Here is a 24,605-nt window from a genome sequence, read left to right as displayed (position 1 = left end):
ACGGCGCCACCCCATGAGTGCTCACTTCGGCTGCAGGCTGCCACCGGCGAGTTTTTCGCACAGCCCCTTGGGCATGACCACGAAGGCGTCCCCTGCGGCATCCGTCTTGGCGGTACCGGCGCAGGAGCTGGTCTTGGTCGCGCAATCATTCTGGCCCGCCTTGACGACGCCATAGCACTTCTCTTTCTCCTCGGCCGCCTGGGCGGGTGCGGCCATAAACTGGCTACCCAGGGCCAGCAGGCCTGTCATGGCACAGGCGTGAGCGATCGATATCTTCATGTTCAGCTTCCTTATCAATAGAGAGGTCGACGGGTGGATGAACCGCGGCGCGGATCACTCTATAGAACCGGCCCCGGGCCACAACGCTTTCAGTCCGGCCCCTTCTCAAGGGCAAGCCCCTTGCTCTGCGCCCGAGGAAGTCACGCTAATCCGCTGTTTTTAAACATGAAAAAAAGAAATAAAAAAAGGCAGCCCATGCTGCCTTTTTTCGCTTTGTCGTTTGCGCGTCGCCCTCTTCTACCGGAGTCAGTAGAAGATGCGCTCGCCCCGCTCGCTCATCTTCAGCCAGACGGGTTTGGTGCTGGTCTTGCACCAGACCCGGTGCAGATAACTGTAAAAACGGGCCCGATCGCGACGAAACAGCATGACGGGAAACGCCAACACGCCGACCAGGAGCACCAGGGTACGACGCACAAGGATGTGTATCAGGGAGAAGGGATGAAACATGATGGAACGCCTCACTGGTAAGACCACTGAACAAAGTTTACGCCAAACGTTGTTGGATTACTACACCATTTTCCCTTTCATGGTCAACCATCTCCATCCAAGGCTAAACATGAGTATAAATTACGTTTTTTAACGAAAATACAACACGACTTGTCAAGGCCGGATCCCTTGACCAGAGTTAGCATAGAGACGGCAGGGAGGTATGACGCATGAAGGTGGGCAACCTGGTGATCCTGGTGCTGCTCGCCCTCCTGGCCCATGGCGAATGGCAGGAGTGGCGCGGCAATCTCGATGACAGGATAACCTTCGCTGACAAGGGGGTACCCAGCGTCAGCCTGTGGCAATGTGGCCTGCTCAGGCAGCAGATGGCCGAACTGGAGGAGAGACGGATGCCAGCGTCGTCCATGCCGCAGCAGGAAGCGGAATCATTGCAACGCTATCTGGCCGGCAAATGGCAGACGCTCGGGTGTGAATTCTTGCTGGAGCAGGGATAACGAGGGAGAGGGCAAAAGGGAACTTCTTGCAGAGATCGCAAGGGGATGACAATAAATCGTCTTTGTTTTTGGAAGCAGGGAAAAAAGAGGAAGAAGATGGAGGCACGTTCCGGAGTCGAACCGGACTAAACGGATTTGCAATCCGCTGCATAACCGCTTTGCTAACGCGCCACACGGTCAAGGGCAACCCTTGAATTGACATCTCATCCTTGGTGTCGATGAGATAATTTGGAGCGGGAAACGAGACTCGAACTCGCGACCCCGACCTTGGCAAGGTCGTGCTCTACCAACTGAGCTATTCCCGCCTGAACCATGCTGTCCGGTCTTGCCTGACAACGAGGCGCATTATACGTACCCCGAGACGCAGCACAACCCTTTTTTGCGGCTTTTCCCCCTCTCTCCCACCGTTTGCTCAGGCTTTATTCGCTTTGCGTAAAAAAAGTGCGTCCCCTGTGACCCCGCAGGCGAAATTTGGATAAAGCCATTGAAATGACTACTCTTTGGCCCGAGACTGCCGTGGTTACTAACTGGCTTCTCAATTGAATGAACTGTTCACGATGAAATGGATCTTCAAGGCGCGCGGACTCAAGACCCAACTGATGCTGGCGTTTTTTATGCTGGGCATGGTGCCCTTTCTGGTGGTCGCCCTCTTCTTTCTTCATACCCATGGCAAGGACCTCACCGCCCAGACCTCCAATCACCTGGTGTCGGTGCGCAACATCAAGAAGAGTCAGCTGGAAGACTACTTCGCCAACCTCAAGGCCCAGATCCTCGCCTTCTCCCAGCAGGACTTTGCCGGCAACAGCATAGGCCGCTTCTACGGCTTCACCGGCGCCTTCGAAAAATTGGGCACCACGCCCCAGGCCGCCCGTCAGCGCGCCCAGCAACGCTATATCACGGGATCCTGGGATCAGCTGCGCAAGCCCGACAGCCAGAACGCAGACATAGAACCCGCCATCAGCGCCCTCATACTGGCGGACGAGATGTATGGCCGGGTTCATCAGCGTTTTCACCGCGGCTATGCCGACATGGTGCGCAAGTCCAACTACAGCGACATCTTCCTCATCGACATCAACGGCGATGTGGTCTACTCGGTCACCAAGCGCGCCAACTTCGCCACCAACCTGCTGTCGGGCCCCTACCAGGGCAGCGGCCTTGGCCACACCTTCACCCGCATCAAACGCCGTCTCGACAGCGGCGAGGCGCCCCAGCAGATCTTCGAGTTCACCGACTTTGGCCGCAACGAGCTGACCGGCGAAGTGGTCGCCTACCTCGCCACTCCTGTGATGCAATATGACTATGTGCGCGGTGTGGTCATCTTCGAGCTGCGCCCGGACAAGCTCAACGAGATCATGGGGGAGCGGGAAGGATTGGGAGAGACAGGCGAAACCATCCTGATCGGCCCGGACAAGCGGATGCGCGCCGATGCCTGGCTGGCGCCGGATTTCAGCGTGGAGAAGAGCTTCTCCCCCGATTTTCGTCCCCCCGAGACCCCGCTGATCCTCAAGGCGCTCTCCGGGGAGCAGGGTGTGGGCCTGTTCGAATCTTACCAACGGGACGAGGTGCTGGCCGCCTACACCCAGGTCAAGGTATTCGACACCGAATGGGCCTTCATCGCCGAGATCTCGACCCGGGAGGCCTATGATCCCATTCGCAAGCTGGAGACCCTCTCCCTGCTGCTGGGGCTGAGCTCCCTGGTGCTGTTGATCCTCTTCTCCCGCTGGCTCTCCAACTCCATCACGGCCCCCCTGCGCTCCCTCACCGCCGCCGCCGAGCAGGTGGCCGATGGTGCCCTGGATCACCCCATCGCCATCCCCCGCACCGAAGATGACATAGACCGCCTCGCCCAGGCGTTTCGCCACATGCAGCGCTCGGTGAAGGAGAAGATAGAGCTGATCGAGCGTCAGACCCTGGAGCTGCAACAGCAGGTGAAGCTGACCCACAAGCAGAACCTCAGCCTGCAACAGGCGGACAAGCTCAAGGATGAGCTGCTGGCCAACACCTCCCATGAGCTGCGCACCCCCATCCATGGCATCAAGGGAATGGCGGAGGCCATGCTGGCAAGTCGCCAGCAGCTGACCGACGGCCAGCAGCAACAGCTCGGCCTCATCATCAAGAGTGCCGACGGCCTGGCGCGCCTGGTGGACGATCTGCTCGATTACCATCAGATGCGCTACGGCCAGCTGGAGATCCACTCCCGCCCGGTCAACCCCAAGGGGGTGGTGCGGCTGGTGCTGGATCTCTGCCAGCACCTGGTGCAGGCCAAGCCGCTGACCCTGGTGGACATCACCCCGGACGAGCTGCCCCCCGTGCTGGCGGACGAACAGCGGCTCGAACAGGTGCTCTACAACCTGGTGGGCAACGCCATCAAGTACACTCCCCAGGGCAAGGTGGTGCTGAGCGCCAGCCAGGATGCGCAGGGACTCTGGCTCAAGGTGACGGATACCGGCATCGGCATAGCGCCGGACAACCTGGAGCACATCTTCGAGCCCCTGGTGCAGATGAGCCACGAGGCTGGCAAGCAGGGGGCCGGCCTGGGCCTCTCCATCACCCGCCAGCTGGTCGAGCTGATGGGGGGCAGGCTGACGGTGCAGAGCGAGCCCAGCGTCGGCTCCACCTTCAGCGTCTGCCTGCCCCTTTCCCATCAGGATGCCCTGCCCGCCCCCGGCGAGCCTCGCCCCAAGGAGCTGGCCCTGGTGCGCCACGTGCCCCTGAGCCTGCCCGAATGGGAGAGCGAAGATCTGCCGCCCCCCCCTCCCGGGGCCCCCTTGCTGCTGGTGGTGGATGATGAGCCCATCAATTTGCACATACTGCGCCACCTCCTGCAGCCCTGCGGCTATCGCATACTGCCGAGCAGCGACGGCCACGACGCCCTGGCCAAGCTGGCGAGCGAGCCGGTGGATCTGGTGCTGCTCGATGTCATGATGCCCACCCTGTCGGGGTTCGATGTCTGCCGGCGCCTGCGCCAGCAGAGCCCCAAGGATCAGCTGCCTGTGCTGCTGCTCACCGCCCTCAATCAACCCAAGGAGATAGAGGAGGGGTTCAATGCCGGCGCCAACGACTATCTGGTCAAACCCTTCTGCAAGGAGGAGCTGTTCGCCCGGGTACGGGCCCTGCTCGAGGCGAGACAGGGACGGGCCACCCTGGTGGAGAACCGTCTGCTCAAGCAGGAGATAGAGCACAGGCTGAGCCTGCAGGAGAGCCTGCGCCAGGATCAGCAGCGGCTGCTCGCCCTCATCAGCGAGGGAGGGGATGCCATGGCCTTCATCGACGAGCAGGGAGTGGTGCTGTTTGCCAGCCGCGCCCTGGCCACCCGCCTGGGCCAGGAGCCCGAGGCCATGGAGGGACTGGCGCTGGACGAGTGGCTCAGCCAGCCCCTGGCCGAGCAGTGGCCGGACATGGCAAGCCGCACCGAACAGAGCCTGGGATTCTGCGTGGCCGGCCAGAGCGAATCGACCCTGGTGCGGGCCCTGCCCATCCGCCTCAACGACCGTCATGCCTACGCCCTCATCTGCAATCAGATAGCGCCGGATGAATACAGGATCACCGCCCTGGAGAACGCCCTCAAGAGTCTGTCCCGTCAGGCCATCATTGAAGACGATCACCTGCTCGGTGAGCTGAGCCGGCTCGGGGGCGAGTTCCGCTCCCTGGCCGACAACCTGATCCGCCAGCAGGATGAGGATCCCCTGCGCCACGCCCTGGTCGATACCATGCGCCTCGCCCTCGATGCCTGGCAGCAGAGCACGGGCAAGGGCAAGATAGTGCTGGCCGAGAAGAGCAAGCTGTGGCGCGTCTACATGGACAGATCCAGTCCCCAGACCCGCACCCTGGACAAGTATCTGAGCCTGGATACCCTGCCCAAGGCGCCCCGCTGGAAGACGGTGATCGCCACAGCCGAGTACGTGCTCAAACAATGCCCACTCAGCGAGGCCCAGCGCCAGAGTCTGAGCCAGAGCGCCCAGCTGCTGCGCCAGCTCGCCCACCGCAAGGGGTGATCCCGAGCCGGGGCGGCTCCTGCCACGCCGCCCCGGCCCTGCCCTCCTCTCCACCAGGCTCCCTTATCCAGGCCCCTTCGGTGAGGTGCGGTGCATCAGGCCCACGGTGGTGGCCCAATTGGCCTGCCAGCCCAGCCTTCCCCTTGCCGCAGCCTCGTTGTCGCCCAGCCATGGCAATCGACGCCCAGGCCGCGCCATGATCCTGCCCACCATCAGGACCTTGGCACCGCCGTGCTGCGCCTTGCCCACCATCAGTTTCAGCTTCAGCGTCGGCAATGACTGTCATACCCGTTACCGCGCCCTGATCCTGCTCACCATCAGGACCTTGGCTCCGCCGTGCTGCACCTTGCCCACCATCAGTTTCAGCTTCAGCGTCGGCAATGGCTGTCATACCCATTACCGCGCCATGATCCTGCCCACCATCAGGACCTTGGCACCGCCGTGCTGCACCTTGCCCACCATCAGGAGCTTGGCACCGCCGTGCTGCGCCTTGCCTACCATCAGCTTCAGCGTCGGCAATGGCTGTCATACCCGTTACCGCGCCATGATCCTGCTCACCATCAGGACCTTGGCACCGCCGTGCTGCACCTTGCCCACCATCAGGAGCTTGGCACCGCCGTGCTGCGCCTTGCCTACCATCAGCTTCAGCGTCGGCAATGGCTTTCATACCCGCTGCGCCATCTGCGGCGGCGCGCTTGCCCTCACCCCCCTCCCTTTGCTGGCAAGCCCTTGACGGTCGGCGCCGCACCGGCTGGCACGCCGCCGTCATCGCCCGCCACCGGAGACGGAAGAGGAAGCGCCTCGCACGCCATCACGGCTCGCCAGAGAACAGGAACTCACAGGGTTTGTTCCCAGACAAAATGAAGATCCCGTGAACGAGGAAAAACCGTACGGATATCCGTCACATTATCGTCAAGATCCTATGCCTTCACTGCGCTTTTTACGCGAAAACAATTAACCTAATGCATTGATAATGAATGGATAAATTCATTATTTGACGATATTGACGTCGAAGGGAGGATTTTTACGATATCGACGTGACGATTGAATGTTTCTTTCTTGTTAAACCTGCTTAGCTAGAGGGGGGTCATACAGACCCCAGACTGAGGTCGGGTGCCCCTTGGCATCCCCTCACAGGGACGTTCACATAACAAGGAAACACTATGCTTGCCAACCTATCCCGGGTCGCCACCGCCTGCATGATGGGGAGCCTGATGCTCGCCGCCCCCCAGCTCCATGCCGCCGACGGCACCACAGACAACAAGACTGTGCTGACCCTGGTCGCCCAGCAGGAGACTGCCTGGGTCAAGAACTTCAACCCCTTCCTCCAGGCCGGGCTGCTGCATACCACCAAGGAGTTCATCTACGAACCCCTGGTCATCTTCAACGAGCTGCAGGGCGGTCGCCCCGAGTTTCGCCTCGCCACCCAGTACGAATTCAGCAAGGATCTCACCTCGGTCATCTTCGATCTGCGCCAGGGGGTCAAATGGTCCGATGGTGAAGGCTTCGATGCGGACGACGTGATCTTCTCCTTCAACCTGGTCAAGGCCCACAAGGCCCTGGATGAAAGGGCCATCTGGACCCAGATCTCCGGGGTCGAGAAGCTGGACCAGTACAAGGTCAAATTCGACCTGGTCCGGGTCAATACCGGGGTGGTCAACCAGATAGCCCTGGTGCCCCTGGTGCCCGAGCACCAATGGAAAACGGTGAAAGACCCGGTCGCCTTCACCAACGACCAGCCGGTCGGCACCGGCCCCTTCACCCAGGTGGACAACTTCTCCGCCCAGCTTTATACCCAGTGCCGCAACCCTCACTACTGGGACAACGCCAACCTGGCCATCGACTGCATCCGCATGCCGCAGATGGCCACCAACGACCAGGTGCTGGCCGCCGTCATGAAGGGGAATGTGGACTGGTTCGGCTCCTTCGTGCCGGATATCGAGCGTCTCTACGTCGGCAACGATCCCAAGCACAACAAATACTGGTTCCCCGCCTCCGGCACGGTCGCCTTCAACGTCAACTTCCAGACCAAGGATCCGGGCAACCACGAAGCCTTCAATGACATCAACTTCCGTCGCGCCTTCTCCATGGCCATGGACAGACAATCCATGGTGGATATCGCCGGCTACGGCTATCCCACCATCAACGAATACCCCTCTGGCCTTGGCAAGCTGTTCGACAGCTGGAACAACCCAGAGGTGGATCAGAAGTACGGCAAGTTCAACAAGTTCGACATGGCCGCCGCCCAGGCGCTGCTCAAGCAGGCTGGCTACAAGGATTGTGACGGCGACAGCTTCCTCGATACCCCGAGCTGCAAGAAAATTGCGTTCAAGATCATAGTGCCCAACGGCTGGACCGACTGGGTCAACACAGTCCAGATCGGGGTGGAAGGACTCAAGGCCCTGGGGATAGATGCCAAGACGGCCACCCCGGAAGCCGCCGTCTGGACCGACAACCTGGTCACGGGTGACTTCGATGTGGCCCTGCAGGGTTACCTGACCGGCGCCAACCCCCAGAACTACTTCGAGACCGCCTTCCACTCGCGCAACATGGGTGAGCGCGGCAACCGCTTCGCAGCGCCCCGCTATCAGGATCCCGCCCTCGACAAGCTGATTGACGGCTTCAGCCAGACAGCGGATCTCGCCAAGCAGAAGGCCATCATGAACGAGATCCAGGAGCGGGTCGGGGCCAACCAGACCATCATCCCCGTCTACAACAACCCCACCTGGTATGAGTACAACACCAAACGCTTCCATGGCTGGTTCAATGCCGACAACCCGGTCGCCAAGCCCCAGGTGCACAGCAACACCCCGGAGCGCCTGCTCCACGTGCTCGCCCTCAAGCCCAACGTCTGAGGCCGACTCTCCTGCACACGGGCCCCTCACGGGGCCCGCTTTCATGGCGCCCGCCGCCATCCCGGATACGCCCGTGCCCCCCTCTCCCCCTGGCGCAGCCATGGCCCCTTGCCCCGGCGTCGTGGGTCGCCGGAACCCCCGCCCTTGCTCGCAACACTCTCCCTGCCCATGGCACCTCCCTTGCCCGCGATGCTTGCCTTCCCGCCACACCCTGGTGGCGCCAGGCGCCACCAGGCCGGGACACGGCGACCGGCAAGCGGTGGCCATCGCCCACAGGCAAAAAAGGCCTGGCCTGAGACGAAGGCCGAATCTGAATCTGAATCTAAATCTGAGGCTGAGGCTGAGGCTGAGGCTGAGGCTGAGGCTGAGGCGATCAGCCTGACACCCGTTTCCGGGGCAGCAAGGCCGGGCCTTGCTCTTAGGGCTTCCGACCTCAAGCTTCAACCTCACAAACCCAAACCCCCTATTGCGCTCCCAGCCATCCCCCCATCGTCAACACGCAGCGCCCCGCCCCGGCAGCCAACCGCCCCATCAGCCCCTTTGTGTGAGCAGGAGCACAGAGTCAGAGGGTCTTTTGGCTCTTGTTTTTAGCGCCAAAAAAAGGGCGGCAAAGAGCAGAAAAAAGGGGGACGATCAGCTTCACACTATCGGCAGACGTCGGGTTTTCCGCACCACTTGATGCTTGGCGTGAATAAATATAACTCTATAATTTAAAAGGATTTAAAAAACATTTTGACGAGAATGACGACGACTATTCAGTTTTTACGAAATCGACGAAATCAGCACTTGTTGTTCTTCTGTTAACTCTGCTTTGCTAGGGACGTTGGATGAGATAACGACAAGGGTGAAAAACCTGACCAACATCGAGGGCCGGTATCCAAGCATGGGATCCGGTGCTCCATTCCAAAACATGGAAGACCAATAAGAAAGGAAAAAATATGCTTGCCAAAGTATCCAAAATAGCCACCTCAGTCATGCTGGGAACCCTGATGATCGCTGGTGCCACCAGCAGCGCCATGGCCGCCGACAAGACTGTATTGACCCTGGTCGCCCAACAGGAGACCGCCTGGGTCAAGAACTTCAACCCCTTCCTGCAGGCGGGCCTGCTGCACACCACCCGTCACTTCATCTATGAGCCCCTGGTGATCTTCAACGACATGCAGGGCGGTAAGCCGGTGTTCCGTCTGGCCACCAACTATGCGTTCGCCGATGACCTGAAATCGGTCACCTTCGACCTGCGCGACGGGGTCAAGTGGTCCGATGGTGAAGCCTTCACCGCCGATGACGTCATCTACTCCTTCAACCTGGTCAAGGCCAACAAGGCCCTGGACGAACGCTCCATCTGGACTCAGATCAAGGGCATAGAGAAGCTGGGTGAACACAAGATCAGGTTCGATCTGGCCGAAGTGAACACCAACGTGGTCAATGACCTGGTGCTGGTGCCCATCGTGCCCGAGCATCAGTGGAAAGCGGTGAAAGACCCGGTCGCCTTCACCAACGACAAGCCGGTCGGCACAGGTCCCTTCACCGAAGTGGACAATTTCTCCGCCCAGCTCTACACCCAGTGCCGCAACCCTCATTACTGGGACAACGCCAACCTGGCCATCGACTGCATCCGCATGCCGCAGATGGCCACCAACGACCAGGTGCTGGCCGCCGTCATGAAGGGGGATGTGGACTGGTTCGGATCTTTCGTGCCGGATATCGAGCGTCTCTACGTCGGCAACGATCCCAAGAACAACAAGTACTGGTTCCCCGCCTCCGGCACGGTCGCCTTCAACGTCAACTTCCAGAGCAAGGATCCGGGCAACAAGGAAGCCTTCAATGACGTGAACTTCCGCCGCGCCTTCTCCATGGCCATGGACAGACAGTCCATGGTGGACATCGCCGGCTACGGCTACCCCACGGTCAACGACTATCCGTCAGGTCTGGGCAAGGCATTCGCCTCCTGGGACAACCCGGACGTCGAGAAGAAATACGGCAAGTTCAGCAAGTTCGACATCGAGGGTGCCAAGGCGCTCCTCAAGCAGGCTGGCTACAAGGACTGTGACGGCGACAAGTTCCTCGATACCCCGAGCTGCAAGAAGATCGAGTTCAAGGTGCTGGTACCGAACGGCTGGACCGACTGGGTCAACACAGTCCAGATCGGCGTGGAAGGCCTGCAGGCCCTGGGTCTGAACGCCAAGACCTCCACCCCGGAAGCCACCGTCTGGACCGAAGCCCTGGTCACGGGTGACTTCGACGTCGCCCTGCAGGGCTACTTTGCCGGTGCCAACCCGCACAAGTACTTCGAGACCGCCTTCCACTCGCGCAACATGGGCGAGCGTGGCAACCGCTTCGCGGCCAACCGCTACAAGGATCCCGAGCTCGACAAGCTGATCGACGACTTCACCCAGACCGCCGATGCGGCCAAGCAGAAGGAGATCATGTTCGCCATCCAGGAAAAGGTAGGTGCCAACCAGACCATCATCCCGGTCTTCAACAACCCGACCTGGTATGAGTACAGCACCAAGCGCTTCAATGGCTGGTTCAGCGCCGACAACCCGGTCGCCAAGCCCCAGGTCCACCCGGACACCCCTGAGCGTCTGCTGCACGTGCTCTCCCTCAAGCCGAACAGCTAACCACCTCGGCCCCCTGCGGGGGGCCTTCTTCCCCGCCGCCCACCCATTGCCCGGATCTGCCGGGGTTGGGGTAGCTATGCCCGGCGCGGGGCAGGCTTGCAGTAAAAGGTATCATCATGGGATTTATACTAAGACGCTTCTCCTTCTATCTGGTCGCCTTCCTGGTGGCCGCCACCATTAACTTCCTGCTACCCAGAGCCATGCCGGGGGACCCCGTCTCCGTCATGTTTGCCCGGGCCGGCGCCATGATGGAACCCGCCGCCCTCGAGGCACTCAAGGCCACCTTCGGCTTTGTGGATGGCCCGATTGGCGCTCAATTTCTCACCTATGTGAAGAGTGTCTTCACCTGGGATCTCGGCACCTCGGTGCGTTACTACCCGCAGCAGGTTGCCGACGTGCTCGGTCGCGCCATCGGCTGGACCCTGTTCCTGGTGGGCACCTCCACCATCATCAGCTTCTCGCTCGGATCCATCGTCGGCATCTTCGCCGCCTGGTACCGGGGCGGTCGCATGGACAGCATCCTCTCCCCCCTCACCCTGGTGATGCAGGCCATCCCCCCCGTGGTGGTCTCCCTGCTCGCCCTCTTCCTGTTCGGCGTGAGCCTGGAGTGGCTGCCCATCGGCTACGCCTACAGCCCGGAGATCACCGCCGATTACGGCTGGGAGCACATCAAGAGCATCATGCTGCACGCCATCATGCCGGTGGGCACCCTGGCCATCGTCCAGATTGGCGGCTTCCTCATCACCATGCGCAACAACATGATCAACCTGCTGGGGGAGGATTACATCACCATGGCCAAGGCCAAGGGGCTCTCCAGCAACCGGGTCATCTTCAACTACGGCGCCCGCAACGCCATCCTGCCCAGCGTCACCGCCCTCTCCATGGCGCTCGGCTTCGTCATCGGCGGCTCCCTCATCACAGAGGTGATCTTCAACTACCCGGGCCTGGGCCTGACCCTGTACCAGGGCATACTGGCGCGCGACTACCCCCTCATCCAGGGGCAGCTGCTCATCATGACCATCACCATGCTCAGTTTCAACTTCCTGGCCGACATGCTCTACGTCTTCCTGGATCCCCGTCTGCGTACCGGAGGTAAATAAGATGCGTATGCCTACCATCCTCAAGATCCTGCTGGGCAACAAGAAGGCCGCCTTCGGTCTCGCCATCGTCGTCTCCTTCGTGTTGATGGCGCTGTTTGCCCCCCTGCTCGCCAGCAACGAGCCCACCAAGCGGGTCGCTCGCCCCCACCAGCCCCCCAGCGCCGAATACGTGATGGGCAGCACCCGCATGGGACACGACATCTGGGCCCAGTTCACCAACGGCGCCCGCATCTCCCTCATGGTGGGGTTCGGGGCCGGCCTGCTGGTCTGCGTCCTGGCCATCAGCATCGGCATCACCGCCGGCTACTTCGGCGGCCTCATCGACGAGTGCCTCACCTTCCTGATGAACGTCATGCTGGTGATCCCCGGGCTCCCTCTGCTGCTGGTGCTGGCCAGCTTCATCGGCGAAGCCTCCCCCCTGGTGATCGCCCTCATCATAGGGCTGACCTCCTGGGCCTATGGCGCCCGGGTCATCCGCGCCCAGACCCTGGCGCTGCGGGAAAAAGAGTTCGTCATCGCCGCCGAGGTGCTGGGGGAGCCGGCCTGGCGCATCATACTGGTGGAGATACTGCCCAACCTCATCTCTATCATCGGCGTGAGCTTCATCGGCTCCATCATCTACGCCATCGTCACCGAGGCGACCCTGGAGTTCCTGGGCCTGGGCGACCCCACAGTGGTGAGCTGGGGCATCATGCTCTACAACGCCCAGACCTCCAGCGCCATCCTGGTGGGCGCCTGGTGGGAAATTCTGGCCCCCTGCTTCGCCATCGCCACCCTGGGCGCAGGCCTGGCCATGCTCAACTTCGCCATCGACGAAATCGCCAACCCGCAACTGCGTTCCCACAAGGGTTTGAATCGCTGGAAGAAACTCTCAGCCCCGGCCCAGATCAACGTTCAGGAGAAGACAGCATGAAGCAGCAACCCCTGCTGTCGGTACGCAAGCTCTGCGTCGACTACATTACGGAGAACGGCGACGTGCGCGCCGTCAATTCGGTCAGCTTTGACATCGCCCCCGGCGAAGTATTCGGCCTCGCCGGCGAGTCCGGCTGCGGCAAGTCCACGGTCGCCTTCTCGGTGGCCCGGCTGCACAAGCCGCCCGCCTACATCAGCGGCGGCGAGATCCTGTTCAAGGGGGAGAACATCCTCGGCTTCGACGACGAGCGGCTGCGCAGCTACCGCTGGCGCCAGGCGAGCGTGGTGTTCCAGTCCGCCATGAATGCCTTGAACCCGGTGCTGCGCATGGAGGAGCAGTTCTGCGACGTGCTGCAAGCCCACAATCCCGGCCTGACTCGCTACGAGGCGATCAAGCGCGCCCAGGAGCTGCTCGCCATCGTCGACATCCACCCGAGCCGGCTCAAGGATTACCCGCACCAGTTCTCCGGCGGCATGCGCCAGCGGCTGGTGATCGCCATCGCCATGGCCCTCAACCCCGAGCTGCTCATCATGGACGAGCCCACCACGGCGCTGGACGTGGTGGTGCAGCGGGAGATATTGCAGAAGGTCTATGCCCTGAAAGAGAAGTTCAACTTCTCCATCCTCTTCATCACCCATGACCTCTCCCTCATGGTCGAGTTCTGCGATCGCATCGGCATCATGTACGCGGGGGAGCTGGTGGAGGTGGCGCCGTCCAAGGCGATCCTGACCGCGCCCCTGCACCCCTACACCCGGGGTCTGGGCAACTCCTTCCCGCCCCTGCACGGCCCGAAAACCGTGCTGGAGGGGATCCCGGGCACCCCGCTCAACCTGCTGGAAGTGCCGGTGGGCTGCCGCTTCCAGGCCCGCTGCGCCAAGGTGCACGACCGTTGCCGCCAGGAGTACACCGCTCTGGCCGAGATCCGTCCCGGCCAGCAGACCGCCTGCCACCTCTATGCCGATGGCCTCGGCGACGAGCAGGCATCCGACCCTCTCATCTTCGCCAAGGCCGCTGGCTGTTAAGGAGTCTTCCATGCACATCGCCGATACCCAGGCTCCCATCATTCAGGTCGAGCACCTCTACAAGGACTTCGCGGTCAACTCCAACGCCATCAAGAGTGGCAAGATGCGGGCGCTGTCCGACATCACCTTCAACCTGCACCGGGGCCGCGCCCTGGCGGTGGTGGGGGAGTCGGGCTCGGGCAAGAGCACCATCGCCAAGATCATCGCCAAGATGTACAAGCTCTCCAGCGGCCGCATCCTCTATCGCGGCCGGGATCTGGAGGAGTTCAACAAGGGCACCGCCCTGCTGGACTACCGCCAGAGCGTGCAGATGGTGTGGCAGGATCCGTTCGGTTCTCTCAACCCGACCCACACCATCTATCACCACATCGCCCGCCCCCTGCTGCTGCACAGCAAGGTGCTGGACAAGCGGGATCTGCCGGACATGGTCCATGGTCTCCTTGAAAAGGTGGGGCTGACCCCGGCCAAGGCCACCGCCGCCAAGTACCCCCACCAGCTCTCCGGCGGCCAGCGCCAGCGGGTCAACATCGCCCGCAACCTGGCGGTGGAGGCCGAGGTGGTGCTGGCGGACGAGCCTACCTCCATGCTCGACGTCTCCATTCGCATCGGCATCCTCAACCTGATGGAGCAGATGAAGAACGAGCTGGGGGTCTCCATGCTCTACATCACCCACGACATCGCCACCGCCCGCTACGTGGCCGAGGATCTGGCGGTGATGTACGTGGGCCACATGGTCGAATGGGGCGAGGTGGACGAGATACTGCACCACCCCCAGCACCCCTACACCCAGCTGCTCATCTCGGCGGTGCCCGACCCCGAGAAGAGCATCCACGCCGAGCTGGAGGGGGGCCGCAAGGGGGAGATACCGCTCTGGACCCCGGAATCCCTCGGCTGCCCCTTCGCCGGGCGCTGCCTCCAGGCCATGGCCCGCTGCAAGGAGGCCATGCCGCCGGTCACCAAGCTTGCCGACAACCACTTCGTGCGCTGCTACCTGCACGAATAAGGGTGACGGGCGGCCCGGCCGCCCGCGCCAGACTCCCGGGGGCTCCGTCGTGCCCCCCTTTTCCCCGACGATAGAGGTATCGATGGAACTGCTTGTCAATCAGGTGGGTTACGAGTGTTCGGGCCCCAAGATAGCCCTGCTGCAGACCCGGCCCGGCCAGGTGCAGGAGGGGCTGGCCCGGCTGCTGCCCCTGACCGGTGGCCCCGCCCTGTTCGAGGCGCCGCTCACAGAGGAGATCAGGGTGCCCGGCTGGCGGGATCGCGCCTTCTGGTGCATCGACTTCGGCCCCCTGCGCCAGGAGGGAGACTACCGGCTCGAGGTGATCACCGCCCATGGCATAGTGCGCTCGGCGCGCTTTCGCCTCGGCGAGCAGCTGCTGGTCCAGCGCTGCCTGTCCGATGTCATCCATTACTTCAAGAGTCAGCGTTGCAGCGGTCAGTATGACAAGGCGGACCGGGCTGCCCCCCTGTTTGGTCAGGATGGGCGCCGCGACGTGCACGGCGGCTGGTATGACGCCAGCGGCGACGTCAGCAAATACCTGAGCCACCTATCCTACGCCAACTACCTCAATCCCCAGCAGACCCCCCTGGTGGTGTGGAGCCTGCTCAAGAGCCGGGCGCTGCTGGCCGGGGCAAGCGACATCGACAGCCTGAACCTCTGCAAGCGCCTCGAGGATGAGGGACTCCACGGCGCCGATTTCCTCTGCCGCATGCAAGATGAGAGCGGCTTCTTCTACATGACGCTGTTTGACAAGTGGAGCAAGGATCCCGCGCAGCGCGAGCTGTGCGCCTATGCCACCCAGCAGGGGATCAAGTCCGCCAGCTGGCAGGCGGGTTTTCGCCAGGGGGGCGGCATGGCCATCGCCGCCCTGGCCCGCGCCGCCCGGGCGGGCAGCTGCGGTGATTTCGACCAGCATCACTATGGCGAGGCGGCCAGGCGCGGCTACCTGCACCTGCGCGAGCACAACCTCGCCTATCTGGACGACGGGGTAGAGAACATCATCGACGACTACTGCGCCCTGCTGGCCGCGGTGGAACTGAGTCACACCTTCATGGCCAGGGGGACAGACGACCGGCCACCCCAGGCCGCAGAGCCGACCCACGGCGGCGAGGACGAGTGGCTGGCCGAGGCACGCCACTGGGCCGGGCGACTCTGCGCCCGGCTGCGCCCCCACGGGGAGCTCGGCCACTACTGGTCGGCCAACGACGACGGTTCTCGCCCCTACTACCACGCCGCCGAGGCCGGCCTGCCGGTGCTGGCCCTGCTCGAATACCTGGCCCTGGAGACGGACTCCGATCGCATCGCCGGGGTCGAACGCGTCGTGCGCCAGGCCCTGCTGGCCGAGCTGGCCCTGACCGCGCGCCCACACAACCCCTTCGCCCTCGCCCGCCAGTATGTGAAGGGGGTCGGCGAAGAGGCGCGTATCAGCTTCTTCATGCCCCACCACAACGAGTCCGGCTACTGGTGGCAGGGGGAGAACGCCCGGCTCGCCTCCCTGGCCGCCGCCGCCTTCGCCGCCGCACAACGGCTGCCGGATATCGCCGCCCCCCTGCAGGCCCACGGCCAGCATCAGCTGGACTGGATCCTGGGGCGCAACCCCTTCGACGCCTGCATGCTGATGGGCCACGGCATCAAGAACCCCGCCTACACCGCCGGCTATCCCAATGCCCCAGGCGGCATCTGCAACGGCATCACCTCGGGATTCGAGGATGAGGCCGATGTCGCCTTCATCCCGGCAGAGTATAAGGACAGGCTGGATCAGAACTGGCGCTGGGGGGAGCAGTGGATCCCCCACGGCGCCTGGTTTGCCCTGGCCATCAGCTGGCAGGGGGCCCACCATGGATGACCGGGATAAGGCTATCGCCTACTGGGTCGGCGTCGATGGCGGCGGCACCCATACCCGGGCCCGCATCCGGGATCGCAGCGGTGCGCTGCTCGGCGAGGGGCGCGCCAGTGGCTCCAACCTGGAGCTGGGCATAGACATGGCCCAGCGCCAGGTGCTGGCGGCGGTGCACGCCGCCATGGCGGCCGCCGGGCTGCCGGCGTCCGCCATGGGCCGGATGAGCGCTGGTCTCGCCATCGCCTCCGCCGAGCTGCACACCTGCTATCGCGACTTCCTGGCCCAGCCCCTGCCCTTTGCCGAGACCCGGCTCACCTCGGATGCGTTCGGTGCCTGTCTGGGGGCCTTCGGCGGCGGCGAGGGAGCCATCCTCATCGCCGGTACCGGCTCGGTCGGGCTCCTGTTCCAGGGGGGCCTTATCCGTACCTGCTCCGGGCGGGGCTTCCCCATCTCGGATCTGGGCAGCGGCGCCTGGCTGGGGCTGAGGGCCATCCAGCAATCCCTGCTCTGCCACGACGGCATCCTGCCCCCCAGCCTGCTGGCGGTGCGCCTGCTGGATCACTTCAAGCGGGATCAGGCCGAGGTGGTGCGCTGGGCGGCCCGGGCGATCCCGGCCGATTACGGCCGCTTCGCCCCCTGGGTGTTCGAGGCGGCGAAGGACGAGGATCCCCTCGCCCTCGAGCTGCTGGCCCAGACCCAGGCCCAGCTCGACACCCTGATCCGCGGCATGCTGGCACAAGGCGCCAGTCGGGTCGCGCTGCTCGGTGGCATCGGGGAGCGGCTGCGACCGCGCCTGAGCCACCTTCCCCTTGTCACCCCGCAGGCGGACGCCCTGGAGGGCGCCATCCTCTTTGCAAAACAGAAGGAACTGCCATGTCTACACCCTTGATCACCATTGCCGTCCAGCGCCGCGATGAGGAGGATGTCTGGATCCTGTTGACCCTGGACAGGGTACCAAGCGAACCATGGCAGCTGCACTTCTGCCTCGGCCGTCACATCGATGCCAGCAGCCTGGAGGGGGGAGAGCTCATCCACCAGAGCGGCAGCTACAAGGTGATAGCACCCCACCCGGGGAGCAGGGAGCTTGCCCTCTGCTGTCGCAAGACGGCGTTCAAGCGCCTCACCGACCTGCCCCAGGGCTTCTTTCTCAGCCTGCCCGAATCCAGGGAGGGAGCCCAGATCATCCCGGTCACCATAGCGGGCCAGGAGCTGGGGCTGGACTCCCCCGCCCCCGCCGGCAAGGAGCTGGCCGAGGTGGAGACCGAGCACGGCATAGTGCCGCAGCCCCGGCGCCTGGTGCGCCTCGAGGGCAACTTTCGCCTCGCCGAGCGGGCCCACGTCAGGGGGCCGGGCAACCTCGCGGCTCTGCTTGGCCACTTCAACGATCTGACCTCCCTCGCCCTGGAGCAGGACCATGACGCCGAGATAAGCCTGGTGCAGGCCGAGCTGCCCGCCGAAGGCTACCGGCTGCTGATCCGGCCCCAGGGCATAGAGATAGCGGCCGGGGATGTCGCCGGCTGGCGCCACGGCCTGGTGAGCCTGGCCCAGTGGTATCTGCAGCACGGGGAGAGCCTGCCCTGCATCGAGGTCGAGGATGCCCCCCGCTTTGGCCTGCGGGTCATTCACCTGGACTGCGGGCGCCACTTCCAGCCGATGGCGAGCCTCAAGCGCCTGCTCCGCCAGATGAGCCTCTACAAGTTCAACCGCTTCCACTGGCACTTGACCGATGACGAGGGCTGGCGCCTGGAGATCAAGGCCTTCCCGACCCTGACCGAGGTGGGCGCCTGGCGGGGCCATGGTCTGGCCATCGGCCCCCAGCTCAGCGGCGGCGCCGCGCGCTACGGCGGCAGCTACAGCCAGGCCGAGGCCCGCGAGCTGGTGGCATACGCCGCCAGCCTCGGCATAGAGGTGATCCCGGAGATCGACATTCCCGGCCACTGCCACGCCGCCATCAAGGCACTGCCCGAGCTGCTCATCGAGCCTGAGGATCACTCCCGCTACCTGTCGGTGCAATATTTCGACGACAACGTGCTCAACCCGGCGCTGCCCGGCACCTATCACTTCCTCGAGCGCGTGATGGACGAGGTGTGCGAACTGTTCCCGAGCTCCTTGATCCACATGGGAGGGGACGAGGTGCCCCACGGGGTCTGGACCGACAGCCCCGCCTGCCAACGGCTGATGGTTCAGCAGGGTTACCAGGACATTCGCGAGTTGCAGGGGCACCTGCTGCGCCACTGCCAGGGCTATCTGGCCGCCAAGGGGCGCCGTATGGTGGGCTGGGAGGAGATATTGCAGGGGGACAAGGTGAGCCAGGAGGCCATCATCTGTGCCTGGACCAGCTTCCAGGCGGGGCTGGATGCCGCGGCGGCGGGCTACCCCGTGCTGATGGCCGCCGCCCAGTATCTCTACCTGGATCTGGCGTGCAGCGAAAACATAGAGGAGCCGGGACTCTACTGGGCCGGCACCCCCAACCTGGAGCAGGTCTACTCCTGCGATCCCGCTCCGGCCGATTTCCATGCCAACGATAACATCCTGGGGGTGCTGAGCCCCCTGTGGTCCGAGCTGGTACACACCCGTGACCGCCTCGACTATATGCTGTTCCCACGCATGCTGGCCACGGCGGAAGTCGCCTGGAGCCTGCCAGGTGACAAGGACTGGGGGCACTTCTGCGCCCGCCTGCCCGGTCAGCTGGCGATCCTCGACCAGCAGCAGGTGCGCTACCGCACGCCACAAAGGTAATGTTGTCACTCTCTTTGGCGGTCTGCGCGGCCGCCTTTTTTTATCCTGCCTCCAGCCTCCTGTTTACTTTTTTGCAGCAAAAGACATACACTCCGCGCGGCTTTTAACGTGCCATCTGGATACACTTTATCCGGCCCACCGTCACATCTCGTGCAAACAATCGTTAACATATTCCAATCGAAGCCGATATCCGTGACAGCGTTCGCCCCACATGAAAGGAGTTCATCCATGTCCCACCCGCAGCCCCCCCACAATGACCAGGAGGTGCTCTTCCCCGCCTCGGTCCAGCTCGTCTCCATCACGGACCTGAGTGGGGTGATCACCTACGCCAATCGCCATTTCTGCGAGGTGGCCGGGTATGGGCGCGACGAGCTCGTCGGACAGCATCACAACCTGGTGCGCCACCCCGACATGCCCAAGGCCGCCTTCGCCGATCTGTGGCGACAGCTCAAGGATGGCAAGCCGTGGCGCGGCGTGGTCAAGAACCGCTGCAAGGATGGCCGCTACTACTGGGTCGATGCCTATGTCACCCCCCTCTACCGGGACGGCAAGATCAGCGGCTACCAGTCGGTGCGCTGCAAGCCCACCCCGGCGCTGATCCAGCGGGCCAGCACCATCTACCGGACCCTGCGCCAGGCCGAGCAAGGCCAGGGATCGGCCCTTCCCGCCTTCACCACCCTGCGTCCCTGGCTCGCCGTGGCGGGGCTCGCCGCCCTGCTGGCCCTCGCCTGGCAGCTGGCCGGAGCCAAGGCCGCCCTGCTGATGCCCCTGCCCCTGCTGCTGCTTGGCCTGCTCTACCGGGACGAGCTCATCGGCACTCGCCACTACCTGCAACGGCTGCACCAGGACTACGACAGCCTGACCCGCCAGGTCTACTCGGGCAGCGGGGCGGCGGCCATCGCCGATTTTCACCTCAAGATGGGCGAGGCGCGGCTCACCACTGTGCTTGGTCGGGTCAGTGATGCCACCGACCCCCTGCAACGGCTGGCTGGCGAGCTCAAGCTCGCCTCGAACCAGGCCTGCACCGCCATCGGCGAACAGGATGCCCAGACCCAGCAGATGGCGACGGCAATGACCCAGATGGCCACCACGGCCCAGGAGATAGCCCGCAACATCCAGGAGTCCCATGGTCAGGTCGATGAAGTGCGCAGCCGCTGCCTGCAGACCGATGATCAGCTAGCCCAGACCGAACGCCAGATCACCGCCCTCACCGGCCAGGCCGAGCAGGCCTATCAGACCGCGGTCAGCCTGGCCGAGGAGTCGGCGCGCATCGGCACCCTGATGAGCGAGATCCAGGGGATCGCCGATCAGACCAACCTGCTGGCCCTCAACGCCGCCATCGAGGCGGCCCGGGCCGGCGAGCAGGGCCGCGGCTTCGCCGTGGTGGCCGACGAGGTGCGCACCCTCTCCACCCGCACCCACAAGGCGACCGAGCAGATCCAGGGCAGCATAGGCCAGATCCAGCAGACCCTGAGCCAGTGGCAGACCATGATGCAGAGCAACCTGCACCAGACCCAGAGCTGCGCCGAGCTGACCCGCCAGGGTTCCTGCAGCCTGCAGCAGGTGCTCGCCCAGATGGATCAGGTCAGCGCCTACGGCGCCCAGATTGCCGCCGCCGCCGAGCAGCAGCAGGCCGGGGTGGAAGAGATGGGCCGCAACATCCAGGCCATCTCGGCCCACTCGCAGCACAACAGCCACAAGATGCGCGAGGTCGATACCGTGAGTCAGGCCCTGTTCAACCAGGCCAGCCAGCTCAAGGGGCTGAGCCAGACCTTCGGCTGAATCTGCCCGCCCGCAGCAAAGGCGCGGTCGAGACAGCGCCTTTTTCGAACTTGCCCGCCCAACGACAAAGGCGCCACAATGGCGCCTTTGTCGTGACGGGATAGCAACAGCCATGAGGGAAACGCAAACCGGACAGAGCAAGCAGGCCAGGATAGAAGCCATCCTGGCGCTGATACCAGAGGGCAAGGTGGTCAGCTATGGCCAGGTGGCGGATCTCGCCGGCCTGCCGGGCCGCGCCCGTCTGGTGGGCAAGGTGCTGCGGGAGACAGACAAGGTGCTGCCCTGGCACAGGGTACTGGGGGCCGGGGGAAAGATCGCTCTGCCAAGGGGCTCAACGGGGTTTGATGAGCAGACGGGGCGCCTGCAACAGGAGGGGGTGCCGGTGATCAAGGGACGGGTCAGGATGCAGGAGTGGCAGTGGCAGCCCGACCTGGCCGAGCTGCTGTTTCTGCTTCCCTTCTAGCCGAGGTGCTAGCCGAGGGAGAGGATCTCGTCGCTGCGCACCTGCACCGGGATGGTTTCCGCTTCGCGCTGGAGCAACACCAGCTGGTTCTGTCTGTCGACCTCCAGCACATAGGCGAGGCCCTCCCGGGTCTGGCAACTCATGCCAGGCCGGATCTCGCTGATATCCATAATCGACTCCTTGTCTTGCCTGCCGCTACCTTGCAGCGTTTGCAGTATATCCTCCGGCCATGAAAAAGGCCCTGCATTTGCAGGGCCCTGGTTACCTCGGGTTCACGCCTTCTTGGCCTTGGCCAGGCTCTCCTGCCACTTGCCATTGTCGTAATGGGCCGTCCAGCCTGTGGCCTTGCCGTTCACCTCCGTCATCACGTACTGCTCCTTGGTCTTGCGACTGAAGCGAACGATGGCGGCGTTTCCGTCAGGATCTGACGCCGGGGCGTCGGCCAGGTACTGGTGCTTGGGCGAGAGCCGCTCCTTGAAACGCTTGAGCTCCTCCACCAGAGGCGCACGGGTCTCACGGGATTTGGGGAAGTTGCTGGCGGCCAGGAAGAGACCGGCGGCGCCATCCCGCAGCACGAAGTGGGCATCGGACTGGGTGCACTTGAGCTCGGGCAGGGGCACGGGATCTTCCTTCGGCGGCGCTATGTCGCCGTTTTTCAGGATCTTGCGGGTGTTCTTGCAGCTCTCGTTGGTGCAACCCATGTACTTGCCGAAGCGGCCGTTCTTGAGCTGCATTTCGCTGCCACAGCGATCGCACTCAATGCTGGGGCCTTCGTAGCCCTTGAGCTTGAACTGACCCTGCTCTATCTCGTACCCCTCGCAGTCCGGGTTGCGGCCACAGACGTGGAGCTTGCGGGTCTCGTCGATGATGTAGGCGTCCATGGCGGTACCGCAGATGCCGCAGCGATGCTTGGCACGCAGCGCCTCGGTTTCGGCCTCTTCCCCGTCGATGGCGGAGACGAATTCATCGGCCGACACCAGGTTGATGGTCTTCTTGCAGCGCTCTTTGGGCGGCAGGGCATAGCCGGAGCAGCCGAGGAAGACCCCTGTGGTGGCGGTGCGGATCCCCATCTTGCGGCCGCAATCGGGGCAGTCGATATCGGTCAGCACCATCTGGTTGGCGCGCATGCCCCCCTCTTCCGCCGGCTTGTCGGCCTGGGCCAGCTCGGCGGTGAATTCGGCGAAGAAGGCATCGAGCACCGCCTTCCACTCCTGTTCCCCCTGCGCCACCTCATCGAGCTTGTCCTCCATCTTGGCGGTGAACTCGTAGTTCATCAGCTCGACGAAGTTTTCCACCAGGCGGTCGGTCACTATCTCCCCCATCTTCTCGGCGAAGAAGCGGCGGCTCTCGACCCGCACATAACCACGATCGACGATGGTGGAGATGATGGAGGCATAGGTGGACGGACGGCCGATGCCGCGTTTTTCCAGCTCGCGCACCAGGGCCGCTTCGGTGAAGCGGGCGGGGGGCTTGGTGAAGTGCTGACGGGGATCCAGCTTGACCAGCTTGAGGGTCTCGCCGACGCTCACCGCCGGCAGCTGGCTGTCGTCCCCCTTGCGCCCCATGGGGGGCAGCGCCTTGGTCCAACCGGCGAAGCGCAGAATACGGCCGCGGGCCTTGAGCTCGAACTCCCCCGCCTTGACGGTGAGAGTGGTGGCATCGTAGTGGGCCGGGGTCATCTGGCAGGCGACAAACTGGCGCCAGATGAGGTCATAGAGCCGCAGGGCGTCCTGCTCCATCCCTTCCAGATCGGCGGTGGTCAGGGTGACGTTGGAGGGGCGGATCGCCTCGTGCGCCTCCTGGGCCCCCGCCTTGGAGCCATAGAGGTTCGGCTCGCTCGGCAGATAGGGGGCGCCATACTGGGTGGCGATGTAGTCACGCACCGCCTCGACTGCCTCCTTGCTGAGGTTGGTGGAGTCGGTACGCATATAGGTGATGTAGCCCGCCTCGTACAGACGCTGGGCCATCATCATGGTCTTCTTCACCCCGAAGCCCAGCCGGGTGGAGGCCGCCTGCTGCAGGGTGGAGGTGATGAAGGGGGCGGACGGCTTGGAGCCGGTCGGCTTGTCTTCCCGGCTGACGACCCGATAGTCGACCCCGTCGAGGGCCGCCAGGGCCGCGTCGGTTTCTGCCTTGGTGACCGGCTTGAACTCGGCGCCATTGCGGCTGAGCACCTCCATGCGCAGGGACTCGTCCCCCGCCGTCATCAGATCCGCGTGCAGATCCCAGAACTCCACCGGTACGAACGCCTTGATCTCGCGCTCCTTGTCGACGATGAGGCGCACGGCCACGGATTGCACCCGGCCGGCGGAGAGACCGCGGGCCAGCTTCTTCCAGAGCAGCGGAGAGACCATGTAGCCCACCACCCGGTCGAGGAAACGACGGGCCTGCTGGGCATTGACCCTGTGCATGTTCAGCTCGGAGGGCTGGGAGAAGGCCTCCTGGATGGCGCTCTTGGTGATCTCGTTGAACACCACCCGCTTGTAGCGGCTGTCGTCACCGCCGATGATCTCCTGCAGGTGCCAGGCGATCGCCTCTCCTTCTCTATCCAAGTCGGTTGCGAGATAGATGGTGTCGGCCTTCTCGGCCAGGCTTTGCAGCTCGCTGACCACTTTTTCCTTGCCGGGCAAAATCTGGTAGTTGGCCTGCCAGCCATTGGTGGGGTTGATGCCCATGCGGGCAAACAGGGCATTGCGATCCTTGGCTGCCTTCTCGGATTCGCTGAGCTTGATGCCGCGAATGACGGGTTTCTTGGGTTCGCTGCTGGCACTGCCGCTGGTCGGCAGGTCGCGGATATGACCGACGCTGGATTTCACCACGTAGTCTTTACCCAGGTATTTATTGATGGTCTTGGCCTTGGCCGGAGACTCTACGATGACCAGTGATTTGCCCATGCTGTAACTTGTATCCTCGTTGCACCCGTCGGGGTTGGTGTGCGGTTTTGTGGGGCTGTATAAGAGATTTGACGCCAAAAAGCAATCTTGGCGACAAGTTTGCTTGTGGTTTCCAACCGCATCGCTTCTTTATTTATTAATGCGAAGCACAGGGGATG

20 protein-coding genes and 2 tRNA genes are annotated in these 24,605 nt (G+C 63.3%); 13 read left to right on the top strand and 9 right to left on the bottom strand.

Annotation, left to right across the window (positions count from 1 at the left end; all coding sequences use genetic code 11):
* Window positions 1-21: 21 nt before the first annotated feature.
* Window positions 22-279 (bottom strand): BufA1 family periplasmic bufferin-type metallophore, encoded by a 258-nt coding sequence (locus BN1119_RS15235; RefSeq protein WP_041999815.1) that lies wholly within the window; start codon window positions 277-279, stop codon window positions 22-24.
* 246 nt (window positions 280-525) lie between these two features.
* Complete coding sequence (locus tag BN1119_RS15230) at window positions 526-726, bottom strand: YbfA family protein (RefSeq protein ID WP_041999813.1); 201 nt, start codon at window positions 724-726, stop codon at window positions 526-528.
* Window positions 727-935: 209 nt separating this feature from the next.
* Between BN1119_RS15230 and BN1119_RS15225 the strand changes: the two genes are divergently transcribed.
* A complete protein-coding gene (locus tag BN1119_RS15225; protein ID WP_041999810.1) occupies window positions 936-1,220 on the top strand; it encodes a hypothetical protein in 285 nt (94 codons plus the stop codon).
* A gap of 97 nt (window positions 1,221-1,317) precedes the next feature.
* Here the strand turns inward: BN1119_RS15225 and BN1119_RS15220 are convergent.
* Together BN1119_RS15220 and BN1119_RS15215 are read right to left on the bottom strand one after the other, a co-directional pair.
* Window positions 1,318-1,391 (bottom strand) — tRNA-Cys (locus BN1119_RS15220).
* 58 nt (window positions 1,392-1,449) lie between these two features.
* Window positions 1,450-1,525, bottom strand: a tRNA-Gly gene (locus BN1119_RS15215).
* 252 nt (window positions 1,526-1,777) lie between these two features.
* On the opposite strand from BN1119_RS15215, the gene BN1119_RS15210 reads away from it, so the two are divergent.
* Complete coding sequence (locus tag BN1119_RS15210) at window positions 1,778-5,215, top strand: hybrid sensor histidine kinase/response regulator (RefSeq protein ID WP_041999807.1); 3,438 nt, start codon at window positions 1,778-1,780, stop codon at window positions 5,213-5,215.
* 63 nt (window positions 5,216-5,278) lie between these two features.
* Here BN1119_RS15210 and BN1119_RS15205 read toward each other — a convergent pair whose 3' ends face one another.
* The 3 genes from BN1119_RS15205 to BN1119_RS21055 all read right to left on the bottom strand — a co-directional run bounded on the left by BN1119_RS15205 (window position 5,279) and on the right by BN1119_RS21055 (window position 5,872).
* Window positions 5,279-5,491, bottom strand: coding sequence for a hypothetical protein (locus BN1119_RS15205; RefSeq protein WP_041999804.1), 213 nt, complete (start codon window positions 5,489-5,491; stop codon window positions 5,279-5,281).
* 120 nt (window positions 5,492-5,611) lie between these two features.
* Window positions 5,612-5,734 carry a hypothetical protein gene (locus BN1119_RS21060; RefSeq protein ID WP_280136493.1) on the bottom strand — a complete coding sequence of 41 codons (123 nt, stop codon included), beginning with the start codon at window positions 5,732-5,734 and terminating at the stop codon, window positions 5,612-5,614.
* A 15-nt stretch (window positions 5,735-5,749) separates the two neighbouring features.
* Window positions 5,750-5,872 carry a hypothetical protein gene (locus BN1119_RS21055; protein WP_280136492.1) on the bottom strand — a complete coding sequence of 41 codons (123 nt, stop codon included), beginning with the start codon at window positions 5,870-5,872 and terminating at the stop codon, window positions 5,750-5,752.
* A gap of 506 nt (window positions 5,873-6,378) precedes the next feature.
* Between BN1119_RS21055 and BN1119_RS15200 the strand changes: the two genes are divergently transcribed.
* The 11 genes from BN1119_RS15200 (at window position 6,379) to BN1119_RS15150 (ending at window position 21,553) form a co-directional block, all read left to right on the top strand.
* A complete protein-coding gene (locus BN1119_RS15200; RefSeq protein WP_041999802.1) occupies window positions 6,379-8,070 on the top strand; it encodes an ABC transporter substrate-binding protein in 1,692 nt (563 codons plus the stop codon).
* A gap of 938 nt (window positions 8,071-9,008) precedes the next feature.
* Entirely contained in the window at window positions 9,009-10,691 is a 1,683-nt protein-coding gene (locus BN1119_RS15195; protein WP_041999800.1) for an ABC transporter substrate-binding protein, read from the top strand.
* A 116-nt stretch (window positions 10,692-10,807) separates the two neighbouring features.
* Window positions 10,808-11,791: an ABC transporter permease gene (locus BN1119_RS15190; RefSeq protein WP_041999795.1), complete on the top strand. Its 984-nt coding sequence runs from the start codon at window positions 10,808-10,810 to the stop codon at window positions 11,789-11,791.
* A 1-nt stretch (window position 11,792) separates the two neighbouring features.
* A complete protein-coding gene (locus BN1119_RS15185; RefSeq protein WP_041999792.1) occupies window positions 11,793-12,704 on the top strand; it encodes an ABC transporter permease in 912 nt (303 codons plus the stop codon).
* On the top strand, window positions 12,701-13,726 hold the full coding sequence (locus tag BN1119_RS15180; protein ID WP_041999790.1) for an ABC transporter ATP-binding protein: 1,026 nt from the start codon (window positions 12,701-12,703) through the stop codon (window positions 13,724-13,726). The genes BN1119_RS15185 and BN1119_RS15180 overlap by 4 nt, the downstream gene beginning before the upstream one ends.
* A gap of 10 nt (window positions 13,727-13,736) precedes the next feature.
* On the top strand, window positions 13,737-14,729 hold the full coding sequence (locus tag BN1119_RS15175; RefSeq protein WP_041999787.1) for an ABC transporter ATP-binding protein: 993 nt from the start codon (window positions 13,737-13,739) through the stop codon (window positions 14,727-14,729).
* An 82-nt stretch (window positions 14,730-14,811) separates the two neighbouring features.
* The gene (locus BN1119_RS15170; protein WP_041999784.1) at window positions 14,812-16,575 is read left to right on the top strand and encodes a glycoside hydrolase family 9 protein; all 1,764 of its coding nucleotides are present in this window, start codon (window positions 14,812-14,814) and stop codon (window positions 16,573-16,575) included.
* Window positions 16,568-17,458 (top strand): glucosamine kinase nucleotide-binding domain-containing protein, encoded by an 891-nt coding sequence (locus tag BN1119_RS15165; protein ID WP_041999780.1) that lies wholly within the window; start codon window positions 16,568-16,570, stop codon window positions 17,456-17,458. Before BN1119_RS15170 ends, BN1119_RS15165 begins: the two co-directional genes overlap by 8 nt.
* Entirely contained in the window at window positions 17,443-19,308 is a 1,866-nt protein-coding gene (locus tag BN1119_RS15160; protein ID WP_041999777.1) for a beta-N-acetylhexosaminidase, read from the top strand. Before BN1119_RS15165 ends, BN1119_RS15160 begins: the two co-directional genes overlap by 16 nt.
* A 228-nt stretch (window positions 19,309-19,536) precedes the next feature.
* On the top strand, window positions 19,537-21,090 hold the full coding sequence (locus BN1119_RS15155; RefSeq protein ID WP_041999774.1) for a methyl-accepting chemotaxis protein: 1,554 nt from the start codon (window positions 19,537-19,539) through the stop codon (window positions 21,088-21,090).
* 112 nt (window positions 21,091-21,202) lie between these two features.
* Entirely contained in the window at window positions 21,203-21,553 is a 351-nt protein-coding gene (locus BN1119_RS15150) for an MGMT family protein (RefSeq protein WP_041999772.1), read from the top strand.
* A gap of 8 nt (window positions 21,554-21,561) precedes the next feature.
* On the opposite strand, the gene BN1119_RS20740 is transcribed toward BN1119_RS15150, so the two are convergent.
* Complete coding sequence (locus BN1119_RS20740) at window positions 21,562-21,723, bottom strand: hypothetical protein (protein ID WP_167335482.1); 162 nt, start codon at window positions 21,721-21,723, stop codon at window positions 21,562-21,564.
* A 102-nt stretch (window positions 21,724-21,825) separates the two neighbouring features.
* The gene (gene topA / locus BN1119_RS15145; protein ID WP_041999769.1) at window positions 21,826-24,447 is read right to left on the bottom strand and encodes a type I DNA topoisomerase; all 2,622 of its coding nucleotides are present in this window, start codon (window positions 24,445-24,447) and stop codon (window positions 21,826-21,828) included.
* Between the last annotated feature and the right edge of the window lie 158 nt (window positions 24,448-24,605).

The sequence above is a fragment of the Aeromonas bivalvium genome, from assembly GCF_000819765.1.
Taxonomy (GTDB): Bacteria; Pseudomonadota; Gammaproteobacteria; order Enterobacterales; family Aeromonadaceae; genus Aeromonas; species Aeromonas bivalvium.
Note: the sequence above shows the minus strand (reverse complement) of the source record. Positions and strands in the feature narration are given on the sequence as shown.

Coding starts and splice junctions, on each gene's coding strand:
- BN1119_RS15235 (WP_041999815.1), bottom strand. CDS start 279: ATGAAGATATCGATCGCTCACGCCTGTGCCATGACAGGCCTGCTGGCC.
- BN1119_RS15230 (WP_041999813.1), bottom strand. CDS start 726: ATGTTTCATCCCTTCTCCCTGATACACATCCTTGTGCGTCGTACCCTG.
- BN1119_RS15225 (WP_041999810.1), top strand. CDS start 936: ATGAAGGTGGGCAACCTGGTGATCCTGGTGCTGCTCGCCCTCCTGGCC.
- BN1119_RS15210 (WP_041999807.1), top strand. CDS start 1,778: ATGAAATGGATCTTCAAGGCGCGCGGACTCAAGACCCAACTGATGCTG.
- BN1119_RS15200 (WP_041999802.1), top strand. CDS start 6,379: ATGCTTGCCAACCTATCCCGGGTCGCCACCGCCTGCATGATGGGGAGC.
- BN1119_RS15195 (WP_041999800.1), top strand. CDS start 9,009: ATGCTTGCCAAAGTATCCAAAATAGCCACCTCAGTCATGCTGGGAACC.
- BN1119_RS15190 (WP_041999795.1), top strand. CDS start 10,808: ATGGGATTTATACTAAGACGCTTCTCCTTCTATCTGGTCGCCTTCCTG.
- BN1119_RS15185 (WP_041999792.1), top strand. CDS start 11,793: ATGCGTATGCCTACCATCCTCAAGATCCTGCTGGGCAACAAGAAGGCC.
- BN1119_RS15180 (WP_041999790.1), top strand. CDS start 12,701: ATGAAGCAGCAACCCCTGCTGTCGGTACGCAAGCTCTGCGTCGACTAC.
- BN1119_RS15175 (WP_041999787.1), top strand. CDS start 13,737: ATGCACATCGCCGATACCCAGGCTCCCATCATTCAGGTCGAGCACCTC.
- BN1119_RS15170 (WP_041999784.1), top strand. CDS start 14,812: ATGGAACTGCTTGTCAATCAGGTGGGTTACGAGTGTTCGGGCCCCAAG.
- BN1119_RS15165 (WP_041999780.1), top strand. CDS start 16,568: ATGGATGACCGGGATAAGGCTATCGCCTACTGGGTCGGCGTCGATGGC.
- BN1119_RS15160 (WP_041999777.1), top strand. CDS start 17,443: ATGTCTACACCCTTGATCACCATTGCCGTCCAGCGCCGCGATGAGGAG.
- BN1119_RS15155 (WP_041999774.1), top strand. CDS start 19,537: ATGTCCCACCCGCAGCCCCCCCACAATGACCAGGAGGTGCTCTTCCCC.
- BN1119_RS15150 (WP_041999772.1), top strand. CDS start 21,203: ATGAGGGAAACGCAAACCGGACAGAGCAAGCAGGCCAGGATAGAAGCC.
- BN1119_RS20740 (WP_167335482.1), bottom strand. CDS start 21,723: ATGGATATCAGCGAGATCCGGCCTGGCATGAGTTGCCAGACCCGGGAG.
- topA (WP_041999769.1), bottom strand. CDS start 24,447: ATGGGCAAATCACTGGTCATCGTAGAGTCTCCGGCCAAGGCCAAGACC.